This is a genomic window from Mycobacterium sp. 5-140-3-2 (assembly GCF_035666375.1).
Taxonomy (GTDB): domain Bacteria; phylum Actinomycetota; class Actinomycetes; order Mycobacteriales; family Mycobacteriaceae; genus Mycobacterium; species Mycobacterium intracellulare.
Genome location: NZ_CP142025.1, coordinates 3,959,091 through 3,975,422 on the forward strand (window position 1 = coordinate 3,959,091; position 16,332 = coordinate 3,975,422).

The 16,332-nt window shown below is 69.3% G+C and carries 18 protein-coding genes and 1 pseudogene; 6 read left to right on the forward strand and 13 right to left on the reverse strand.

What is annotated here, in order from left to right; translation table 11 throughout:
• Window positions 1–6 precede the first annotated feature (6 nt).
• From P6281_RS18300 to rplS, 4 genes and pseudogenes are all read right to left on the reverse strand, one after another.
• Window positions 7–312: a DUF2469 domain-containing protein gene (locus P6281_RS18300; RefSeq protein WP_003875077.1), complete on the reverse strand. Its 306-nt coding sequence runs from the start codon at window positions 310–312 to the stop codon at window positions 7–9.
• Window positions 313–327: 15 nt separating this feature from the next.
• Window positions 328–1,099 (reverse strand): annotated as a pseudogene (locus P6281_RS18305) (ribonuclease HII).
• A 2-nt stretch (window positions 1,100–1,101) separates the two neighbouring features.
• Window positions 1,102–1,998: a signal peptidase I gene (lepB, locus tag P6281_RS18310; protein ID WP_009955193.1), complete on the reverse strand. Its 897-nt coding sequence runs from the start codon at window positions 1,996–1,998 to the stop codon at window positions 1,102–1,104.
• A gap of 102 nt (window positions 1,999–2,100) precedes the next feature.
• On the reverse strand, window positions 2,101–2,442 hold the full coding sequence (gene rplS / locus P6281_RS18315) for a 50S ribosomal protein L19 (protein ID WP_007775353.1): 342 nt from the start codon (window positions 2,440–2,442) through the stop codon (window positions 2,101–2,103).
• Window positions 2,443–2,795: 353 nt separating this feature from the next.
• On the opposite strand from rplS, the gene P6281_RS18320 reads away from it, so the two are divergent.
• On the forward strand, window positions 2,796–3,782 hold the full coding sequence (locus P6281_RS18320; protein ID WP_225324860.1) for a hypothetical protein: 987 nt from the start codon (window positions 2,796–2,798) through the stop codon (window positions 3,780–3,782).
• On the opposite strand, the gene trmD is transcribed toward P6281_RS18320, so the two are convergent.
• The 5 genes from trmD to P6281_RS18345 all read right to left on the reverse strand — a co-directional run bounded on the left by trmD (window position 3,779) and on the right by P6281_RS18345 (window position 6,421).
• The gene (gene trmD, locus P6281_RS18325) at window positions 3,779–4,474 is read right to left on the reverse strand and encodes a tRNA (guanosine(37)-N1)-methyltransferase TrmD (RefSeq protein ID WP_014385464.1); all 696 of its coding nucleotides are present in this window, start codon (window positions 4,472–4,474) and stop codon (window positions 3,779–3,781) included. The genes P6281_RS18320 and trmD overlap by 4 nt on opposite strands.
• Before the next feature lie 10 nt (window positions 4,475–4,484).
• The gene (gene rimM / locus P6281_RS18330; RefSeq protein ID WP_014385465.1) at window positions 4,485–5,000 is read right to left on the reverse strand and encodes a ribosome maturation factor RimM; all 516 of its coding nucleotides are present in this window, start codon (window positions 4,998–5,000) and stop codon (window positions 4,485–4,487) included.
• A 9-nt stretch (window positions 5,001–5,009) separates the two neighbouring features.
• Complete coding sequence (locus P6281_RS18335; protein WP_003878715.1) at window positions 5,010–5,252, reverse strand: RNA-binding protein; 243 nt, start codon at window positions 5,250–5,252, stop codon at window positions 5,010–5,012.
• An 8-nt stretch (window positions 5,253–5,260) separates the two neighbouring features.
• A complete protein-coding gene (gene rpsP / locus P6281_RS18340; RefSeq protein ID WP_014382972.1) occupies window positions 5,261–5,782 on the reverse strand; it encodes a 30S ribosomal protein S16 in 522 nt (173 codons plus the stop codon).
• A 219-nt stretch (window positions 5,783–6,001) separates the two neighbouring features.
• Window positions 6,002–6,421, reverse strand: a complete 420-nt coding sequence (locus tag P6281_RS18345; RefSeq protein WP_009955187.1) for a nuclear transport factor 2 family protein — start codon at window positions 6,419–6,421, stop codon at window positions 6,002–6,004.
• 59 nt (window positions 6,422–6,480) lie between these two features.
• Between P6281_RS18345 and P6281_RS18350 the strand changes: the two genes are divergently transcribed.
• Complete coding sequence (locus P6281_RS18350; protein ID WP_009955186.1) at window positions 6,481–7,368, forward strand: D-alanyl-D-alanine carboxypeptidase family protein; 888 nt, start codon at window positions 6,481–6,483, stop codon at window positions 7,366–7,368.
• A 16-nt stretch (window positions 7,369–7,384) separates the two neighbouring features.
• Here P6281_RS18350 and P6281_RS18355 read toward each other — a convergent pair whose 3' ends face one another.
• The 4 genes from P6281_RS18355 to ffh form a co-directional block, all read right to left on the reverse strand.
• The gene (locus tag P6281_RS18355) at window positions 7,385–7,978 is read right to left on the reverse strand and encodes a TetR/AcrR family transcriptional regulator (RefSeq protein WP_014385466.1); all 594 of its coding nucleotides are present in this window, start codon (window positions 7,976–7,978) and stop codon (window positions 7,385–7,387) included.
• 1 nt (window position 7,979) lies between these two features.
• Window positions 7,980–9,812 carry an N-acyl-D-amino-acid deacylase family protein gene (locus tag P6281_RS18360; RefSeq protein ID WP_020188524.1) on the reverse strand — a complete coding sequence of 611 codons (1,833 nt, stop codon included), beginning with the start codon at window positions 9,810–9,812 and terminating at the stop codon, window positions 7,980–7,982.
• Window positions 9,813–9,915: 103 nt separating this feature from the next.
• Window positions 9,916–10,998: an amidohydrolase family protein gene (locus P6281_RS18365; protein WP_014385467.1), complete on the reverse strand. Its 1,083-nt coding sequence runs from the start codon at window positions 10,996–10,998 to the stop codon at window positions 9,916–9,918.
• A gap of 19 nt (window positions 10,999–11,017) precedes the next feature.
• Complete coding sequence (ffh, locus tag P6281_RS18370; RefSeq protein ID WP_009955183.1) at window positions 11,018–12,574, reverse strand: signal recognition particle protein; 1,557 nt, start codon at window positions 12,572–12,574, stop codon at window positions 11,018–11,020.
• A 205-nt stretch (window positions 12,575–12,779) separates the two neighbouring features.
• On the opposite strand from ffh, the gene P6281_RS18375 reads away from it, so the two are divergent.
• The 4 genes from P6281_RS18375 to P6281_RS18390 all read left to right on the forward strand — a co-directional run bounded on the left by P6281_RS18375 (window position 12,780) and on the right by P6281_RS18390 (window position 16,321).
• Window positions 12,780–13,574: an alpha/beta hydrolase gene (locus tag P6281_RS18375; RefSeq protein WP_009955181.1), complete on the forward strand. Its 795-nt coding sequence runs from the start codon at window positions 12,780–12,782 to the stop codon at window positions 13,572–13,574.
• A gap of 101 nt (window positions 13,575–13,675) precedes the next feature.
• A complete protein-coding gene (locus P6281_RS18380; protein ID WP_014942644.1) occupies window positions 13,676–15,439 on the forward strand; it encodes a DEAD/DEAH box helicase in 1,764 nt (587 codons plus the stop codon).
• A 61-nt stretch (window positions 15,440–15,500) separates the two neighbouring features.
• Window positions 15,501–15,929 carry a DUF6188 family protein gene (locus P6281_RS18385; RefSeq protein ID WP_008258924.1) on the forward strand — a complete coding sequence of 143 codons (429 nt, stop codon included), beginning with the start codon at window positions 15,501–15,503 and terminating at the stop codon, window positions 15,927–15,929.
• Between the two features lie 23 nt (window positions 15,930–15,952).
• On the forward strand, window positions 15,953–16,321 hold the full coding sequence (locus P6281_RS18390; protein ID WP_036429395.1) for a VOC family protein: 369 nt from the start codon (window positions 15,953–15,955) through the stop codon (window positions 16,319–16,321).
• Window positions 16,322–16,332: the final 11 nt, after the last annotated feature.

Sequence of the window (16,332 nt, forward strand, 5' to 3'; positions counted from 1 at the left end):
CGGCGGTTATTCGGGGAGCCGCAGCTCGGGCTTCTCGACCTCTTCGATGTTGACGTCCTTGAAGGTGACCACCCGCACCTGCTTGACGAAACGCGCCGGGCGGTACATGTCCCACACCCACGCGTCGGACAGCCGCAGCTCGAAGTAGACCTCGCCGTCGGCGTTGCGCGGCGTCATCTCCACGCTGTTGGCCAGGTAGAAGCGCCGTTCGGTTTCCACGACGTAGCTGAACTGGCCGACGATGTCCTTGTATTCGCGGTACAGCGAGAGCTCCATCTCGGTTTCGTACTTTTCGAGATCTTCTGCGCTCATCTGCCACTCATCCGCTCAGACGTCCTTCTCCCACATGCTGTCCCCGGGACCCTGGTCCCATCTTTCCTCACCGATATCCGTCGCGCTGCAGCGGTGGGTCCGGATCGCAGTCGGCCACCAGCCTGGTGCCCGATCCGTTCGCGACGCGCCGCACGTTGATGAACGAATAGCGGTGCTCCGGACACGGGCCCAGCCGCGCCAGCGCCGTGCTGTGCGCCGGCGTGCTGTAGCCCTTGTGCAGGGCGAACCCGTAGCCGGGATGATCGGCCTCCATGGCCACCATCAGCCGGTCCCGGCTGACCTTCGCCAGCACGCTGGCCGCCGCGATGCACGCCGCGACCGCGTCACCACCGATGACCGGCAGCGACGGGACCGCCAGGCCGGGCACCCGGAAACCGTCGCTGAGCACATAGCCCGGCCGCACGGACAGCCCGGCGACGGCGCGGCGCATCCCCTCGATGTTGGCGACGTGCACACCGCGGCGGTCCACCTCGGCGGGCGGGATGAACACCACGTGGTAGGCCAACGCGTAGCGACGGATCAGGGGGAACAACTTCTCGCGGGCGGCCTCGGTGAGCTTCTTGGAATCATCAAGCGCGGCAAGGCTTTCCATTCGGCCCGGGCCGAGCACACAGGCGGCCACCACCAGCGGGCCCGCGCAGGCGCCGCGGCCGACCTCGTCGACGCCGGCCACCGGGCCCAGCCCGTTGCGGTACAGCGCCGACTCCAGGGTGCGCAACCCTGACGACTTCCGGATCACCGTGCGCGGCGGCCACGTCGTGGCCATGGCTACCGAGTCTGCTGCGGGTTCACCGACTCCACGCCACCCCAACGGGACGGCGGCCACACGATGAACCTGGCCTTGCCGATCACATTGGACACCGGCACGGTCCCCGTGGTGGGGTCGCCCGTGCACAGCACGCCCTTGAGCGCCTCGGCGGGCACGCTGGTGCAGTGGGCGCGCGAATCCGCCGAGTGCGTCCGGTTGTCGCCCATCACCCACAGCCGCCCGGCCGGGACGGCGACCGGCCCGAACTCACTGCCCAGACACGGGTAGACCGACGGGTCGGCCGCCATGGTGTTGCGATCCAGGTACGGCTCCTTCAGCGGCTTGCCGTCGACCGTCAACCCGGTCTCCGCCCGGCACGCCACCGTCTGCCCGCCGACCGCGATAACCCGCTTCACCAGGTCGTTTTCGTCCGGCGGGACGAAGCCGATGAACGACAGCGCGTTCTGCATCCAGCGCAGCACGGTGTTGTTCGACCGGATCGACTTGTAGCCGAGGTTCCAGGGCGGCGGCCCCTTGAAGACGATGACGTCGCCGGGGCTCGGGGCGCTGAACCGGTAGCTGATCTTGTCCACCATGATCCGGTCGCCGACGCAGCCGGTGCAGCCGTGCAGCGTGGGCTCCATGGATTCCGACGGGATCAGGTAGGGCCGCGCCACGAAGGTCAACATGACGTAGTAGAGCACGACGGCGATGACCGCCAGCAGGGCGAATTCGCGCAGCGTGGAGTGCTTGGCGGCGGCGGGTTCGGACGCCTGGTCCGCGGGGCCTGGTTCGGGAACCGGCCCGTCGGCCGCCGCGGCGTCGTCGGGGCGCGTCTCCGGATTGCGCGTAGAGACCTTCGGATCTGAATCGCCAGCGTGGGACTGGGGGTTAGATGAATCCGCGGTGTCGGTCACGTGATCAGCGTAGCCAGCACAGGTTGTCGCCCGGCAAGCCGGCGAGTGATCCGCTCCGGAAACCCGTAAGGCGAATCACCAGCGCCGCCAAGGCGTCCCGGCTCAGCGCTTCTCCTTGATCTTGGCCTTCTTGCCGCGAAGCTCCCGCAGGTAGTACAGCTTGGCGCGGCGGACATCACCACGGGTCACGACCTCGATGTGGTCGATGTTGGGCGAGTGCACCGGGAAGGTCCGCTCGACGCCGACGCCATAGCTTTCCTTGCGGACGGTGAAGGTCTCGCGGATGCCACCGCCCTGGCGGCGGATCACCACGCCCTTGAACACCTGGATGCGCTCCTTGGCGCCCTCGATGACCTTGACGTGCACGTTGATGGTGTCGCCCGGGCCGAAAACCGGGATGTCGTCGCGCAGCGACGCCTGATCGACGAAGTCCAGCCGGTTCATCTGAGAGACACTTCCTTGAGGTCGCGGCCGACGGCAGCTACCCACACGTAGGTGTGAGGCGGTCGCCGAGCCGATGGGCTTTCTGGCGTATCTCGCAGCGGGCGGGAAATGGCGCAGGCGGCCTGCAGCCGCTGGAGACAACTGGTCAATTGTGCCAGACGGTGCGCGTGCCGCGAAAATCACACGAAGTCGGCGGTTCGCGGCGAGCCGAATGCGCTGGTGAATGGTACATATGACTGGGGTCGGAACGCGCTACCCGCACCATTGCGTGACGGCCGGTACGGGTGGCGCGCGAGGGTCCGCACCGCTGCACTGTGTCCAAGTCACGTCCGAAGTCGCGCCGAAGGAGTGGAATGCGGGTACGGCCACTGACGCTGCTCACCGCCACCGCGGCGGTGACGTTGCTGGTTGCCGCCGGTTCCGAGGCGCTGGTTCAGGCCAAGGTGTACAGCCTGCCTATCAACGCGCCCGTTCGGGTCATCCCGCAGCGGCCGGCACCCGCACCACCGCAGTCGGCGGCGCTGATGCTCGAGGCCGCCACACCGCCGCAGGAGCCCCAGCCGCCCCAGGCGCTGCCGGGCGCGGGGTCCGCCCCGCTGCAGGCCCGCGTCCAGCAGGCCACCGAGGAGGCCGCCGCGAGCGGCGCCGCGCTGTCGGTGGCCATCCTCGATCGCCGTACCCACCAGCTGGTTTCCAACGGCAACGGCCAGGTCGTGGGCACCGCGTCGGTGGCGAAGCTGTTCATCGCCGACGACCTGTTGCTGCACCAGGCCGAGGGCAAGGCCGCCCTGAGCGCCGAGGACCGCCAGGCGCTCGACATCATGCTGCAATCCTCCGACGACGGCGCCGCCGAGCGGTTCTGGGGGCAGGGCGGCGGGTCCGCCATCATCTCCGAGGTGGCCGCCCGCTACGGCCTGGCGTCCACCACCCCGCCCAGCGACGGGCGCTGGTGGAACACGATGAGCTCGGTGACCGACCTGATCCGCTACTACGAGATGCTGCTGGACGGCTCCGGGGGCCTGCCCGCCGACCAGGCCAAGATCATCGTCAACGACCTGGCCCAGTCCACCCCCAACGGCGTCGACGGCTACCCGCAGCGGTTCGGCATCCCGGACGGCCTGTACGCCGAACCGGTCGCCGTCAAGCAGGGTTGGATGTGCTGCATCGGCAGCGACTGGATGCACCTGTCGACGGGCGTGATCGGGGCCGACCGCCGCTACATCATGGTGGTGCAGTCCCTGCAGGCCTCCGACGACGCCACCGCGCGGGACACCATCACCCGGGCGGTCAAGACGATCTTTCCCGAGGGCCGCATCGACGCGGTGGCGCGCGGCCTCTAGTCTTCCGGGTCAAGCAGCTCCGGGCGGCGTTCGCGGGTGCGCTGCAGCGAGATCTCCCGTCGCCACGCGGCGATTCGCGCATGGTCACCGGAGAGCAGCACCTCGGGGACCTGCAGCCCCCGCCAGGTCGGCGGACGGGTATAGCTCGGCCCCTCCAGGCGGCGGTCCAGCGCCGGCGAGTGCGAATCATCTTGGCGCGACGCGGGATTGCCCAGGACGCCGTCGAGGAGCCGCAGCACGGCCTCGATCATCACGACGGCCGCCGACTCCCCGCCCGGCAACACGTAGTCGCCGATGGAGACCTCTTCCACCCGCATCCGCCGCCCGGCGTCCTCGATGACCCGCTGGTCGATGCCCTCGTAGCGGCCGCACGCGAACGCCAGGTGCTTCTCGGCGCTCCAGCGCGCGGCGGTGGCCTGCGTGAACAGGGCCCCGGCCGGCGTCGGGACCACCAAAAGCGTTTCGCCGGAGCAGATCTCGTCGAGGGCATCACCCCACACCGGCGCCTTCATCACCATCCCCGGACCGCCGCCGTAGGGGGCGTCGTCGACCGAGCGGTGCACGTCGTGCGTCCACCGCCGCAGGTCGTGTACCGCCAAATCGACCAGCCCGGACTGAATCGCCTTGCCCGGCAACGATTGCCGCAGCGGGTCCAGGTAGGCGGGAAAGATCGTGACGACGTCGATTCTCATCTCGAAGGCCCTACAGATCCAGGAGGCCTTCGGGCGGATCGATCTCGATGGTGCCGTCGTCCAGCGACACCGACGTCACGATCGCGGTCACGAACGGCACCAACGCCTCCCCGGATTCGCGCCGCACCGCCAACAACTCCCCCGCGGCGGTGTGCAGGACCTCGGCGACGACACCGACGTCGTGGCCCGTGATCGTCCGCACGTGCAGGCCTTCGAGTTCGTGATCGTAGTAGGTGTCGGCCTCGTCGATCGGCGGCAAATCGTCGGAATCGACGACGAACAGGGTGCCGCGCAGCGCGTCGGCGGCGTCGCGGTCGGTGACGCCGGCCAGCCGCACCAGCAGCCGTCCGCCGTGTTCACGCGCGCTCTCGACGACGAAATCCCGCTCCCCACCGCCGCGAGACGCCTTGCCGCGCAACGTATTACCCGGCGCGAACCTGGCGTCCGGGTCGTCGGTGCGGATTTCGACGACGATTTCGCCGCCGATCCCGTGCGCTTTGACGACGCGCCCGACGGTCAATTCCACCGGGGTTCTCTACTGGTCGGTGTCCACCACGTCGACGCGGATGCCGCGACCGCCGATACCGGCGACCAGCGTGCGCAGCGCGGTCGCCGTGCGACCGCCGCGGCCGATCACCTTGCCCAAGTCGTCGGGGTGGACGTGAACCTCGACCGTCCGCCCCCGGCGGCTGGTCACCATGTCGACCCGGACGTCGTCGGGGTTGTCAACGATCCCGCGAACCAGGTGCTCAACAGCGTCAACGACAACCGTACTCATCGCCGGGGTCAGCTCTCGGTGGTCGACTCGGCCTGCTCGCCGCCCTCGGCGGGCGCCTCGGCCGGCTTCGTCTCGGCGGTCTGCGCGGCGCCCTCGGACTCGGCCTTGGACTCGCCCTCGGCGGCCTTCGCGGTCTTCTTCGCCGGGGACTTCTTCTTCGGCTTCGCGGCCTCGGTGGTCGGTCCGCCCTCGGCCTCGGCCAGCGCGGCGTTGAACAGCTCCAGCTTGCTGGGCTTGGCGGGCTTGACCTTCAGGCGGCCCTCGGCCCCGGGCAGGCCCTTGAACTTCTGCCAGTCGCCGGTGATCTTCAGCAGCTTGAGGACGGGCTCGGTGGGCTGGGCACCCACGGACAGCCAGTACTGGGCGCGCTCGGAGTCGATCTCGATGAAGCTCGGGTCTTCCTTCGGGTGATACCGGCCGATGACCTCGATGGAGCGACCGTCGCGCCGGGTCCGCGCGTCGGCGACGGCGATGCGGTACTGGGGATTGCGGATCTTGCCAAGCCGGGTGAGCTTGATCTTGACAGCCATGGTTAAGCGACTTCTCCTGTGTGTGTCACGCTGCAATTCAGCGATCGGGGCGGGAATGCCCGGATCCGGTTTTGCCTCGCGTTTCTGACCGGCCGGCGATGCGTGATCGCTCGGCGGACAGCCGCCTATTGTGCCAGACCAGGGGCGGCGATCAGAAATTGTGGCGATCGCAAGCGCGGCGCAGCCGGGCGCGGCGGGTCGCCACCATCCGGTCGAGCCTCACATCACCTTCTGGAAGACCTTGGTCTCCACGCGCCGGGTCATCCGCCAGCCCTCGGGGGTGCGCGCGAACTCGTCGTCGTACCAGAGGCCGCAGAACAGCACCTGCTCGTTATCGCCACCGAGCACCATCGGGTTGAAGCAGATCACCCGCGACGACGCCGTGTCCCCGTCGATGCGTACCGAGAAATTGCCGAGCATGTGGGCATACACCGGGAAGTTGGGCAGCACCTCGGCCAGCCACTTCTTGACCTCGGGATAGTGCCCCTCGATGCCGCCCAGCGCCGTGTAGTCGATGTAGGCGTCGGGGGTGAACACCCGGTCCAGGTCGTCGAAGCGGCGATTGTCGATGGCGGTGGAGTAATCCACCAGAAGCTGCTGGATCTCAAGGCGGTCGGATATCTCGGCCAGGCTCAACATGCATCGGACAGTAGACGAAAATCCGCGGCGACAAGGGCCGGAAGTTAGACTCTCGGCCCATGCGGAAGCTCGTGGGCTCGGTGTCCGGGATGGCCGCGGCGCTGCTCGCCGTCGTCGCGTTCGGTGCCCCTGTCCCCCTCTCGCGCGCCGACAGCAGCCAACCGATCGGCTCGATCCCCATCCCCGACGGCCCGGCGCAGACGTGGATCATCGCCGATCTGGACAGCGGTCAGGTGCTCGCCGGCCGCGACCAGAACGTGGCCCACCCGCCGGCGAGCACGATCAAGACGCTGCTGGCCCAGGTGGTCCTGGATTCGGTGAGCCTGGATTCCACGGTGGTCGCCGACGTCGCCGACACCCAGGTCGAATGCAACTGCGTCGGCATCAAACCGGGCCGCACCTACACCGCGCGCCAGCTCCTCGACGGCCTGCTGCTGGTCTCGGGCAACGACGCCGCCAACACGTTGGCCCACATGCTGGGCGGCCCCGACGTCACCGTCGCCAAGATGAACGCGAAGGCGGCCTCGCTGGGCGCCACCAACACGCACGCGGCGACGCCGTCCGGCCTGGACGGCCCGGGCGGGTCGGGCTCGTCCACGGCGCACGACCTGGCCGTGATCTTCCGCGCGGCGATGGCCAACCCGGTGTTCGCGCAGATCACCGCCGAGCCGTCGGCGATGTTCCCCGGCGATAACGGCGACCGCCTCATCACCAACCAGGACGAACTGCTGCAGCGCTACCCCGGCGCGATCGGCGGCAAGACAGGGTTCACCAACGCCGCCCGCAAGACCTTCGTCGGCGCCGCCGCGCGCGGTGGCCGCCGGCTGGTGATCGCCATGATGTACGGGTTGGTGAAAGAGGGCGGGCCGTCGTATTGGGATCAGGCGGCGACGTTGTTCGACTGGGGATTCGCGCAAAGCCCGCAGGCCGGCATCGGCTCGCTGTAATCGCCGCTCGCGCAGCTCAATCCGGCAGCGCGGCGGTCAGCAGCGCCATCAGCACCGGGATCCGCTGGGCCGCGATGTCCGGTTGCGGCAGCACGCCTTCCACCACGGCGGCGCCGTCGAACACGTTGGTCATCAGCGCCACGAACACCGGGAAGGTGTCCTCGGGGAACCGTTCGGCGCCCGGGAGCGCCCGGGCGGCGTCGTGGATCTTCGCCGCGTACTGACCCAGCTCGTGTTGCAAAGTCTCCCTGAGCTTTTCGTCGGTGCGGGCGGCCACCAGCAGTTCATAGATGACGGCGTTGGCCGGACCGCTGGTGATGTCACGCAGGATCCCCAGGGCCGCCTCCAGGGCCGGCCGGTCGGCGGGTATCTCGGCGACCCCCTTGGTGAACGACTCCAGCTGGCGGCGCAGCACCTCCGACGCCGTCGCCGCCATGAAATCGCCCATAGTGTCGAAGTGCCGGAACAGCGCGCCCACCGACACCCCGGCCCGCTTGGTGATCACCGCGGCGGACGCCCGGGCGTAGCCGACCTCGATGATGGTGGCGATGCAGGCGTCGAGCAGCCGCCCGACGGTTTCCTGGCGGCGCTGTTGCTGGGTTCTGGCCATGTCAGGCGCTCTGGGTCAGGGCGCCCTGTGGTCGGCGGGCGCGCTCGCCGGCCCGCAGGTAGCGGCCCGACGTCACGGTTTGCCCGTAGCCGTCGCGGAATCGGCCCCCGCCGAACACGACGACGCCGCCCACGCCGGTCGCGACGACGGCGTGGTCGTTACGGTTGACCATGCGGCGCAGGCCACCGTAGAACGGCACCGCTTCCTCGTGGTAGCGGTCGACGGATTCGTCGAGACCGGCCGGGTCGATGACCACGAAGTCCGCGCGGTCGCCGACCCGCAGCGTGCCGGCGTCGATGCCGAACCACTCGGCCAGTTCGCCGGTGAGCCGGTGCACCGCCTGCTGTATCGACAGGAAGGGCGCCCCGGCCCGGTGCGCGTCCTGGGTGCGCTTGAGCATGCGCAGTGCAAAGTTGTAGAACGCCATGTTGCGCAGGTGCGCGCCGGCGTCGGAGAAACCCATGTGGATGCTGGGGTCGGCGGCGAGCTTGTCGAGCTGCTTGGGCCGGTGGTTGGCCACGATGGTGGTCCACCGGACGTTGCGCTCGCCGTTTTCGACGAGCACGTCGAGGAACGCGTCCAGTGGGTGCAGGCCACGCTCGTCGGCGATCGCACCGAAGCTCTTGCCGATCAACGACGCGTCGGGGCATTCGACGATGACCGCGTCGTGAAAGTCGCGGTGCCACAGCGACGGTCCTAGCTTGATGCGGTCGAACTCGCGGCGGAACCGACGACGATAGGCCTCGTCGGCCAGAAGTTCGTTGCGCTGCAACTGATCCCGCAGGTGCAGCGCTGCGGTGCCCGCCCCGAACTCCTCGAACACCGGCAGATCGATTCCGTCGGAATACAATTCGAACGGCACCGGCAGGTGCTGGAACCGCACGCTGGACCGCAGCAAGGTGTTGAGCACCCGGGTGCCGAGCCCGAAGGTGTGCACGGCGAGCGGCATCGACTTGGCGTCCGCGGAGACCAGCATGCTCATCCGGACTCCCTTGCCGCGCCCGAAGATTCGGCTGCTGGTCAAGAAGAACATCAGCGACAGGATCGGGTTCTGAAGATTCGGCGCGCTCTGCAGGATCCGGCCGCGCTTGCGCAGGACTTTGATGAGTTTGCGCCGTTCCCGCCAGGTCGCGAAGGTGGACGGCAGCGCGCGGGACCGGAAACGTTCGCCGTCGAGTTTGTCGATGGCCGCGTCCATCCCGGACATGCCGAGCAGCCCGGCGTCCAGCGCCTCGTCGAGCAGCGCCGCCATCTTTTTCAGCTCGTCGTCGGTGGGCCGAATCGTCGGGTCGGTGGCCCGTTCCAGTCCGAGCACCGCGGTGCGCAGGTCCGAATGACCAAGCAGCGAACCGACATTGGGGCCCAGCGGCAGGGCGTCGATCGCCTTGACGTATTCCGCCGCCGTCGACCACGTCCGGCCCGAACTCAGCGCGCCGAAGACGTATTCGCGCGGAACCGCCTCCACTCGGCTGAACAGATCGGCGGCGTCCTCGGAATCGGCATAGACGGTCGACAACGAGCAGTTGCCCAGCAGCACGGTGGTGACACCGTGGCGCACCGACTCGCGCAGGCCGGGGTCCAGCAGCACTTCGGCGTCGTAGTGGGTGTGCACGTCGAGGAAGCCGGGCACGACCCATTTGCCGGCCGCCTCGATCACCTCGGGGCAACCGGTCTCGTCCAGCGCCTCGGCCGAGACGGCGACCACGACACCGTCGCGGATGCCCAGTGTGCGGGTGAGCGGCGCGGCGCCGGTGCCGTCGAACCACAATCCGTCGCGAATGATCACGTCGTAGGCCATGGCGTCCTTCCGGTCATCGTTGCCGAACGCTAACATAGATAGCAAGCACTCGCAATCTTTCTTCGGCGCAGCGTGGCGGTGCCCGGAAGCGCTGGTTAGTCTGCGTCACCGAGCGGCCGCGGCGACCGCGACGCGCCGGCTACGCCGGTGAACGGAAGATCTTGCCGCGCAACATGATCAGATCGGGATTGTTCAGCACGGCGGGCCCCGACCGCGGGTCGCGGGCGAAGCACAGCAGGTCCGCCGAGGCGCCGTGGTCGAGGCCGGGGCGGCCGAGCCAGCGGCGCGCGTCCCAGCAGGCCGCCCCCAGCGCCTGCGTCGGGCTCATGCCGATGCCCTTGAGCGCTTCGACCTCGTCGGCGATGCGACCGTGCGCGACCATGGTGCCGGCGTCACTTCCGGCATATATCTGCACGCCGGCTTCCCGCGCCGCGGCGATACGCGACGGGCCGCGCGCGTGCAGGTCGCGCATGTGGGCGGCGTAGGCCGGATACTTCGCGGCGGCCTCGGCGATGCCGGGGAAATTCTCGAGGACGTTGACCAGCGTGGGAACCAGCACGGTGCCGCGGGAGGCCATCAGCTCGATGGTGTCGTCGTCCAGGCCGGTGCCGTGTTCGATGCAGTCAATGCCGGCGTTGATCAGGCCGGGCAGCGCGTCCTCGCTGAAGACGTGCGCGGTGACCCGGGCGCCGTGGGCGTGGGCGGCCTCGATCGCGGCCGCCAGGACGTCGTCGGACCACAGTGGCGCGAGGTCGCCGGCGCCGCGGTCGATCCAGTCGCCGACGAGCTTGATCCAGCCGTCGCCGCGGCGCGCCTCCTCGGCGACCGCGTCCGGCAGCTGCCACTCGTCCTCCAGTTCGCGCGAGAACCCCGCCGCGTAGCGCTTGGGTCTGGCCAGATGCCTGCCGGCGCGGATGATGCGGGGCATGTCGTCGCGGTCGTCGAGGCTGCGCGTGTCAGTGGGCGATCCGCAGTCCCGCAACAACAACGCCCCGACGTCGCGTTCCGTCTCGGCCTGGGCGATCGCCTCGTCGAGCGGGATCTCGCCGTGATGGCCCAGGCCGACGTGGCAGTGCGCGTCCACCAGCCCGGGCACGATCCATCCGCCGTCGAAGACGGTGTCGGCGCCGGCGATGGGTTCGGTGCTGATGCGGCCGTCGACGATCCACAGTTGGATCTCGGTCTCGTCGGGCAGTCCCACGCCCCGCACGTGCAGGCGCACGGCGGCTAGTTTCTTCCGGTCACGACTTGCCCGGGAACTTCAGCTTGGACAGATCGAAGTCGGCCAGCCCGGGCGGCAGCTCGTTGAGACCCTCGGGCATCTGCGACAGGTCGGGGAACCCGGCCGGCATGCCGGCGGCCAGCGGGTTTCTCGCCTTGGGTGGCGTCGGGCCCCGCCCGCCCTTCTTGGCCTTCTTGCCCGCCTTGCCCTTGGCGCCCTTGGACTTTCGCGTCGCGGACTTGCGGCCCATCCCGGGGATGCCCATGCCGCCGAGCATGGACGACATCATCTTGCGGGCCTCGAAGAAGCGGTCGACCAGCTGGTTGACCTCCGAGACCGTGACGCCCGAACCGTTGGCGATGCGCAGCCGCCGCGACGCGTTGATGATCTTCGGGTCGGCGCGCTCGGCGGGGGTCATACCGCGGATGATGGCCTGCAGGCGGTCGAGTTGGCGGTCGTCGACCTGGGCCAGCGCGTCCTTCATCTGCCCGGCCCCGGGCAGCATGCCCAGCAGGTTGCCGATCGGGCCCATCTTGCGGATGGCGAGCATCTGTTCCAGGAAGTCCTCGAGCGTGAGCTCGCCGGTGCCGATCTTGACCGCGGCGGCCTCTGCCTGTTCGGCGTCGAAGACCTGCTCGGCCTGCTCGATCAGGCTCAGCACGTCGCCCATGCCCAGGATGCGGCTGGACATCCGGTCGGGATGGAAGACGTCGAAGTCCTCCAGCTTCTCGCCGGTGGAGGCGAAAAGGATTGGGACACCGGTCACTTCGCGGACCGAGAGCGCCGCGCCACCGCGGGCGTCGCCGTCGAGCTTGGTGAGCACCACCCCGGTGAAGCCGACGCCCTCGCGGAACGCCTCGGCGGTGGTGACGGCGTCCTGACCGATCATCGCGTCCAGGACGAAGAGCACCTCGTCGGGGTCGATGGCGTCGCGGATGGCCGCGGCCTGCGCCATCAGTTCGTCGTCGATGCCGAGCCGGCCGGCGGTGTCGACGATGACGACGTCGAAGTGCTTGGCGTTGGCCTCGGCGATTCCCGCCGCGGCGACCGCGACCGGGTCGCCGGGTCCGGACCCCGGGGATTCACCCGGGTGCGGCGCGAACACCGGCACCCCGGCCCGCTCGCCGACCACCTGCAGCTGGTTGACCGCGGCCGGGCGCTGCAGGTCGCACGCCACCAGCAGCGGGGTGTGGCCCTGCCCGCGCAGCCAGGCCGCCAGCTTGCCGGCCAGCGACGTCTTACCGGAACCCTGCAGGCCGGCGAGCATCACCACGGTCGGCGGCGTCTTCGCGAACGCCAGCTGGCGGGTCTGTCCGCCCAGGATGCCGATGAGTTCTTCGTTGACGATCTTGACGACCTGCTGCGCCGGGTTGAGGGCACCCGAGACCTCGGCGCCCTTGGCGCGGTCCTTGATCCGGGTGACGAAGGCGCGCACGACGGGCAACGACACGTCGGCTTCCAGCAGCGCCAGCCGGATCTCGCGGGTGGTGGCCTCGATATCGGCGTCGGTCAGTCGACCCTTGCCACGTAGCCCCGCGAGGGCGCCGGTCAATCGGTCGGACAGCGATTCAAACACCCCGCCAGCCTAGTGGCACCGCAAGCGCGACCCACGCCGCCGGGCGCAGCTTGCCGCGCGGACGACGAGTGTACGGCCCGCCGCCCATTCGGCCGCGAGTGCGCGCGCGGCCGCACACTCGGCCGCCCCCGTCGGCACGAATCCGCCCCGGACACGCGTCGGCGTGGCTTATGTTTCGGCAGGGACTAGCGAAGGGAATGACCTGATGCTCGAGCTGATCGACAAAGGGTCCTGCACTGCCGAGCACCCGGTGCCCCTGCTCTTCGTCCACGGCGGGTGGCACGGCGCGTGGTGCTGGGAACACTTCCAGGACTTCTTCGCCGACGCCGGCTACCGCACGGTCGCGGTGAGCCTGCGCGGGCACGGCACCAGCCCCACCGCGAAGCCGTTGCGCAAGGTGTCCATCGCCGACTACATCGAGGACGTCCGCTCGGTGGCCGACGACCTCGGTGGCGCGCCGATCCTGATCGGGCACTCCCTGGGCGGGTTCGTGATCCAGCGCTACCTCGAAGAGCGCAGCGCCCCGGCCGCGGTGCTGGTGGGCTCGGTGCCGCCGCAGGGCGTGCTCAAAATGGCGTTGCGCGTCTGGCGCCGCCGGCCGTCGATGACCATGGAAGCCTGGAACGATCCCACGCTGCTGAAATTTTTGGCCACCCCGGCGCTGGCCCGCGAGTACCTCTTCTGCGCCGACACACCCGAGGACATCGTCGAGGCCTGCCGGCAACAGGCCGGGGCCGAGAGCGTGCGCGCCGCCATGACCGATCCGATGGTCCGCCGCGTCCGGACCCGGCGGGTGACGACGCCGATCCTGGTCCTGGGCGCCGAGCACGACGGCTTCGTCAGCCCCGGCGACGTGCGCGCCACCGCGCGGGCCTACGGCACCGAGCCGGAATTCTTTTCCATGGGCCACAACATGATGCTCGAGCCGGGCTGGGCCGACGTCGCCGAACGCATCCGCGACTGGCTGCAGACCCACGAAGCGGTGACCCACGCACGATAGCGAGTCGAGTCGCTCCAACATCGAAAAGCGTTGGCGTGCTAGATTTCACAGCCGCCACTCAACCGAGCTGGCCGTGTCGAACAGCAACGATTGGGGGGCCTGTGTCGATGCCGGCCAGCAGCATCCAAGCGCGGACCGACACCGACCAGGGCGACGACAGCGGCACCGCCGTGCTGCGCGGCTGGCAGCGCAGGGCGCTCGTCAAATATCTCGCCGGCCAGCCGCGCGACTTCCTGGCGGTAGCCACCCCCGGGTCCGGCAAGACGACGTTCGCGCTGCGGGTGGCGGCCGAACTCCTCGGCCAGCGCGCGGTCGAGCAGGTCACCGTCGTGGTGCCCACCGAGCACCTCAAGGTGCAGTGGGCGCAGGCCGCGGCGCGGCACGGCATCGCCCTGGACCCGAGATTCTCCAACGCCAACCCGCGGATCGCGCCGGAGTATCACGGCGTCATGGTCACCTACGCGCAGGTCGCCGCGCATCCCACGCTGCACCGGGTCCGCACCGAGCAGCGCAAGACACTGGTCGTCTTCGACGAGATCCATCACGGCGGGGACGCCAAGACCTGGGGCGACGCCATCCGCGAGGCGTTCGACGACGCCACCCGCCGGCTCGCACTGACGGGCACGCCCTTCCGCAGCGACGACAGCCCCATCCCGTTCGTGACCTACGAGGCCGGTCCCGACGGGATACGGCGGTCGCAGGCCGATCACACCTACGGCTACACCGACGCCCTGGCCGACGGCGTGGTCCGGCCCGTGGTCTTCCTCGCCTACTCCGGGGAGGCCCGGTGGCGCGACAGCGCCGGCGAGGAGCACGCCGCCCGACTGGGTGAGCCGCTGTCCGCCGAGCAGACCGCGCGGGCGTGGCGCACGGCGCTGGATCCCGCCGGCGAGTGGATGCCCGCGGTGATCACCGCCGCGGACCTGCGGCTGCGCCAGCTGCGCACGCACGTGCCCGACGCCGGCGGCATGATCATCGCCTCCGATCAGACCGCGGCCCGCGCCTATGCCACCCTGCTGACGAAGCTGACCGGCGAGGCGCCGACGCTGGTGCTCTCCGACGACCCCGGCTCGTCGGCGCGCATCAGCGAGTTCGCGGCGAGCACCAGCCGCTGGCTCGTCGCGGTGCGCATGGTCTCCGAGGGCGTCGACGTGCCGCGGCTGTCGGTCGGGATCTACGCCACCAGCGCCTCGACCCCGCTGTTCTTCGCCCAGGCCATCGGCCGGTTCGTGCGGTCGCGGCGCCCGGGCGAGATCGCCAGCATCTTCGTGCCGTCGGTGCCCAACCTGCTGCAGCTGGCCAGCGAGCTGGAGGCGCAGCGCAACCACGTGCTCGGCGAGCCGCACCGGGAATCCGAGGGCGATCCCCTCGACGGCGATCCCGCAACCAAGACGCAGGACGAGAAGAGCGACCTCGACAAGGGGTTCACCTCGCTGGGCGCCGACGCGGAGCTCGATCAGCTCATCTTCGACGGATCATCGTTCGGCACCGCCGCGCCGGCGGGCAGCGACGAGGAGGCCGACTACCTCGGCATCCCGGGCCTGCTCGACGCCGAGCAGATGCGTGCGCTGCTGCACCAGCGCCAGGACGAACAGCTGCAGCGGCGGGCCCGGCTGCACCAGGAGACCGGATCGCCGGGTGCCGTCGAAACCCCGTCGGCCACGGTGCACGGCCAGCTTCGCGAGCTGCGCCGCGAGCTCAACGCGCTCGTCTCGATCGCCCATCACCGGACGGGCAAGCCGCACGGCTGGATCCACAACGAATTGCGGCGCCGCTGCGGCGGCCCCCCGATCGCCGCCGCGAGCCGCGAACAGCTGCGGGCGCGCATCGACGCCGTCCGCCGGCTCAACGCCGAGACGTCGTGAGCCGGTACGGCATGGCCCACCACGGTTGTGCATGTGCCAAATTGGGGCCAGAGTGGAATCTATGACCGAACAGAAAGTGATCGAGCAGTGGCTCGAGGGCTGTGCGGTTCAGCGGATCATGTTCCGCGACGGTCTGGTGCTGAATTTCGAGGACTACAACGAGCTGGTGATCACGGCACCGATGCGTCTGACCCTGCCGGCCATCGAAACCTCACCCGCCGAAGTGATCGCCATCGACCCGAACCACCCGGCGGGTCAACTGCGTCCGCTCTTCGATTTCGCCGGATCGAGCTGCACGAGTGCCGTCTGGTCCGACACCGGAGATCTCCATCTCGAGTTCTCCGACTATCACCAGATCGACGTGCCGTCCAACGACAACGCCATCGCGTGGGAGCTCTACAGCAAGCACCACGGTTATGCTGCCTGCCTCGCGCACGGCGAATTGCGCGTCGTTCGCCTCGATACGGCTCGGGCCGACGGCGACCGGTGAGCTAGCACGCGCCGAGGTGTTTCATGCGTCGCGTGGACTACGTCATCCACTACGTGGAGTCGCTCACGAGGTCGGTGACGTTCTACCGCGACGTGATCGGGCTGCAGGTACGGATCGAAGGCGACGGCTACGTCGAGTTCGAGACGGCCAACACCAAGTTCTCGCTTTTCGAGCGGTCGAAGCTGCCGGAGCTCATCGGCCGCGAGGGCGGCAACCCGCCGTGCGGCGAGATCGGTTTCCTGGTTGACGACGTGGACAGCGAGGCGGAACGGTTGCGGCACCTCGGTGCCGAGATCCTCACCGGACCGGTGGACCGGCCCTGGCGTGAAAGGACGCTCCACATCGCCGACCCGGACGGCCACGTCATCGAATTCGCCCAGAAGTTGCGGTGATCGCCGGCGTC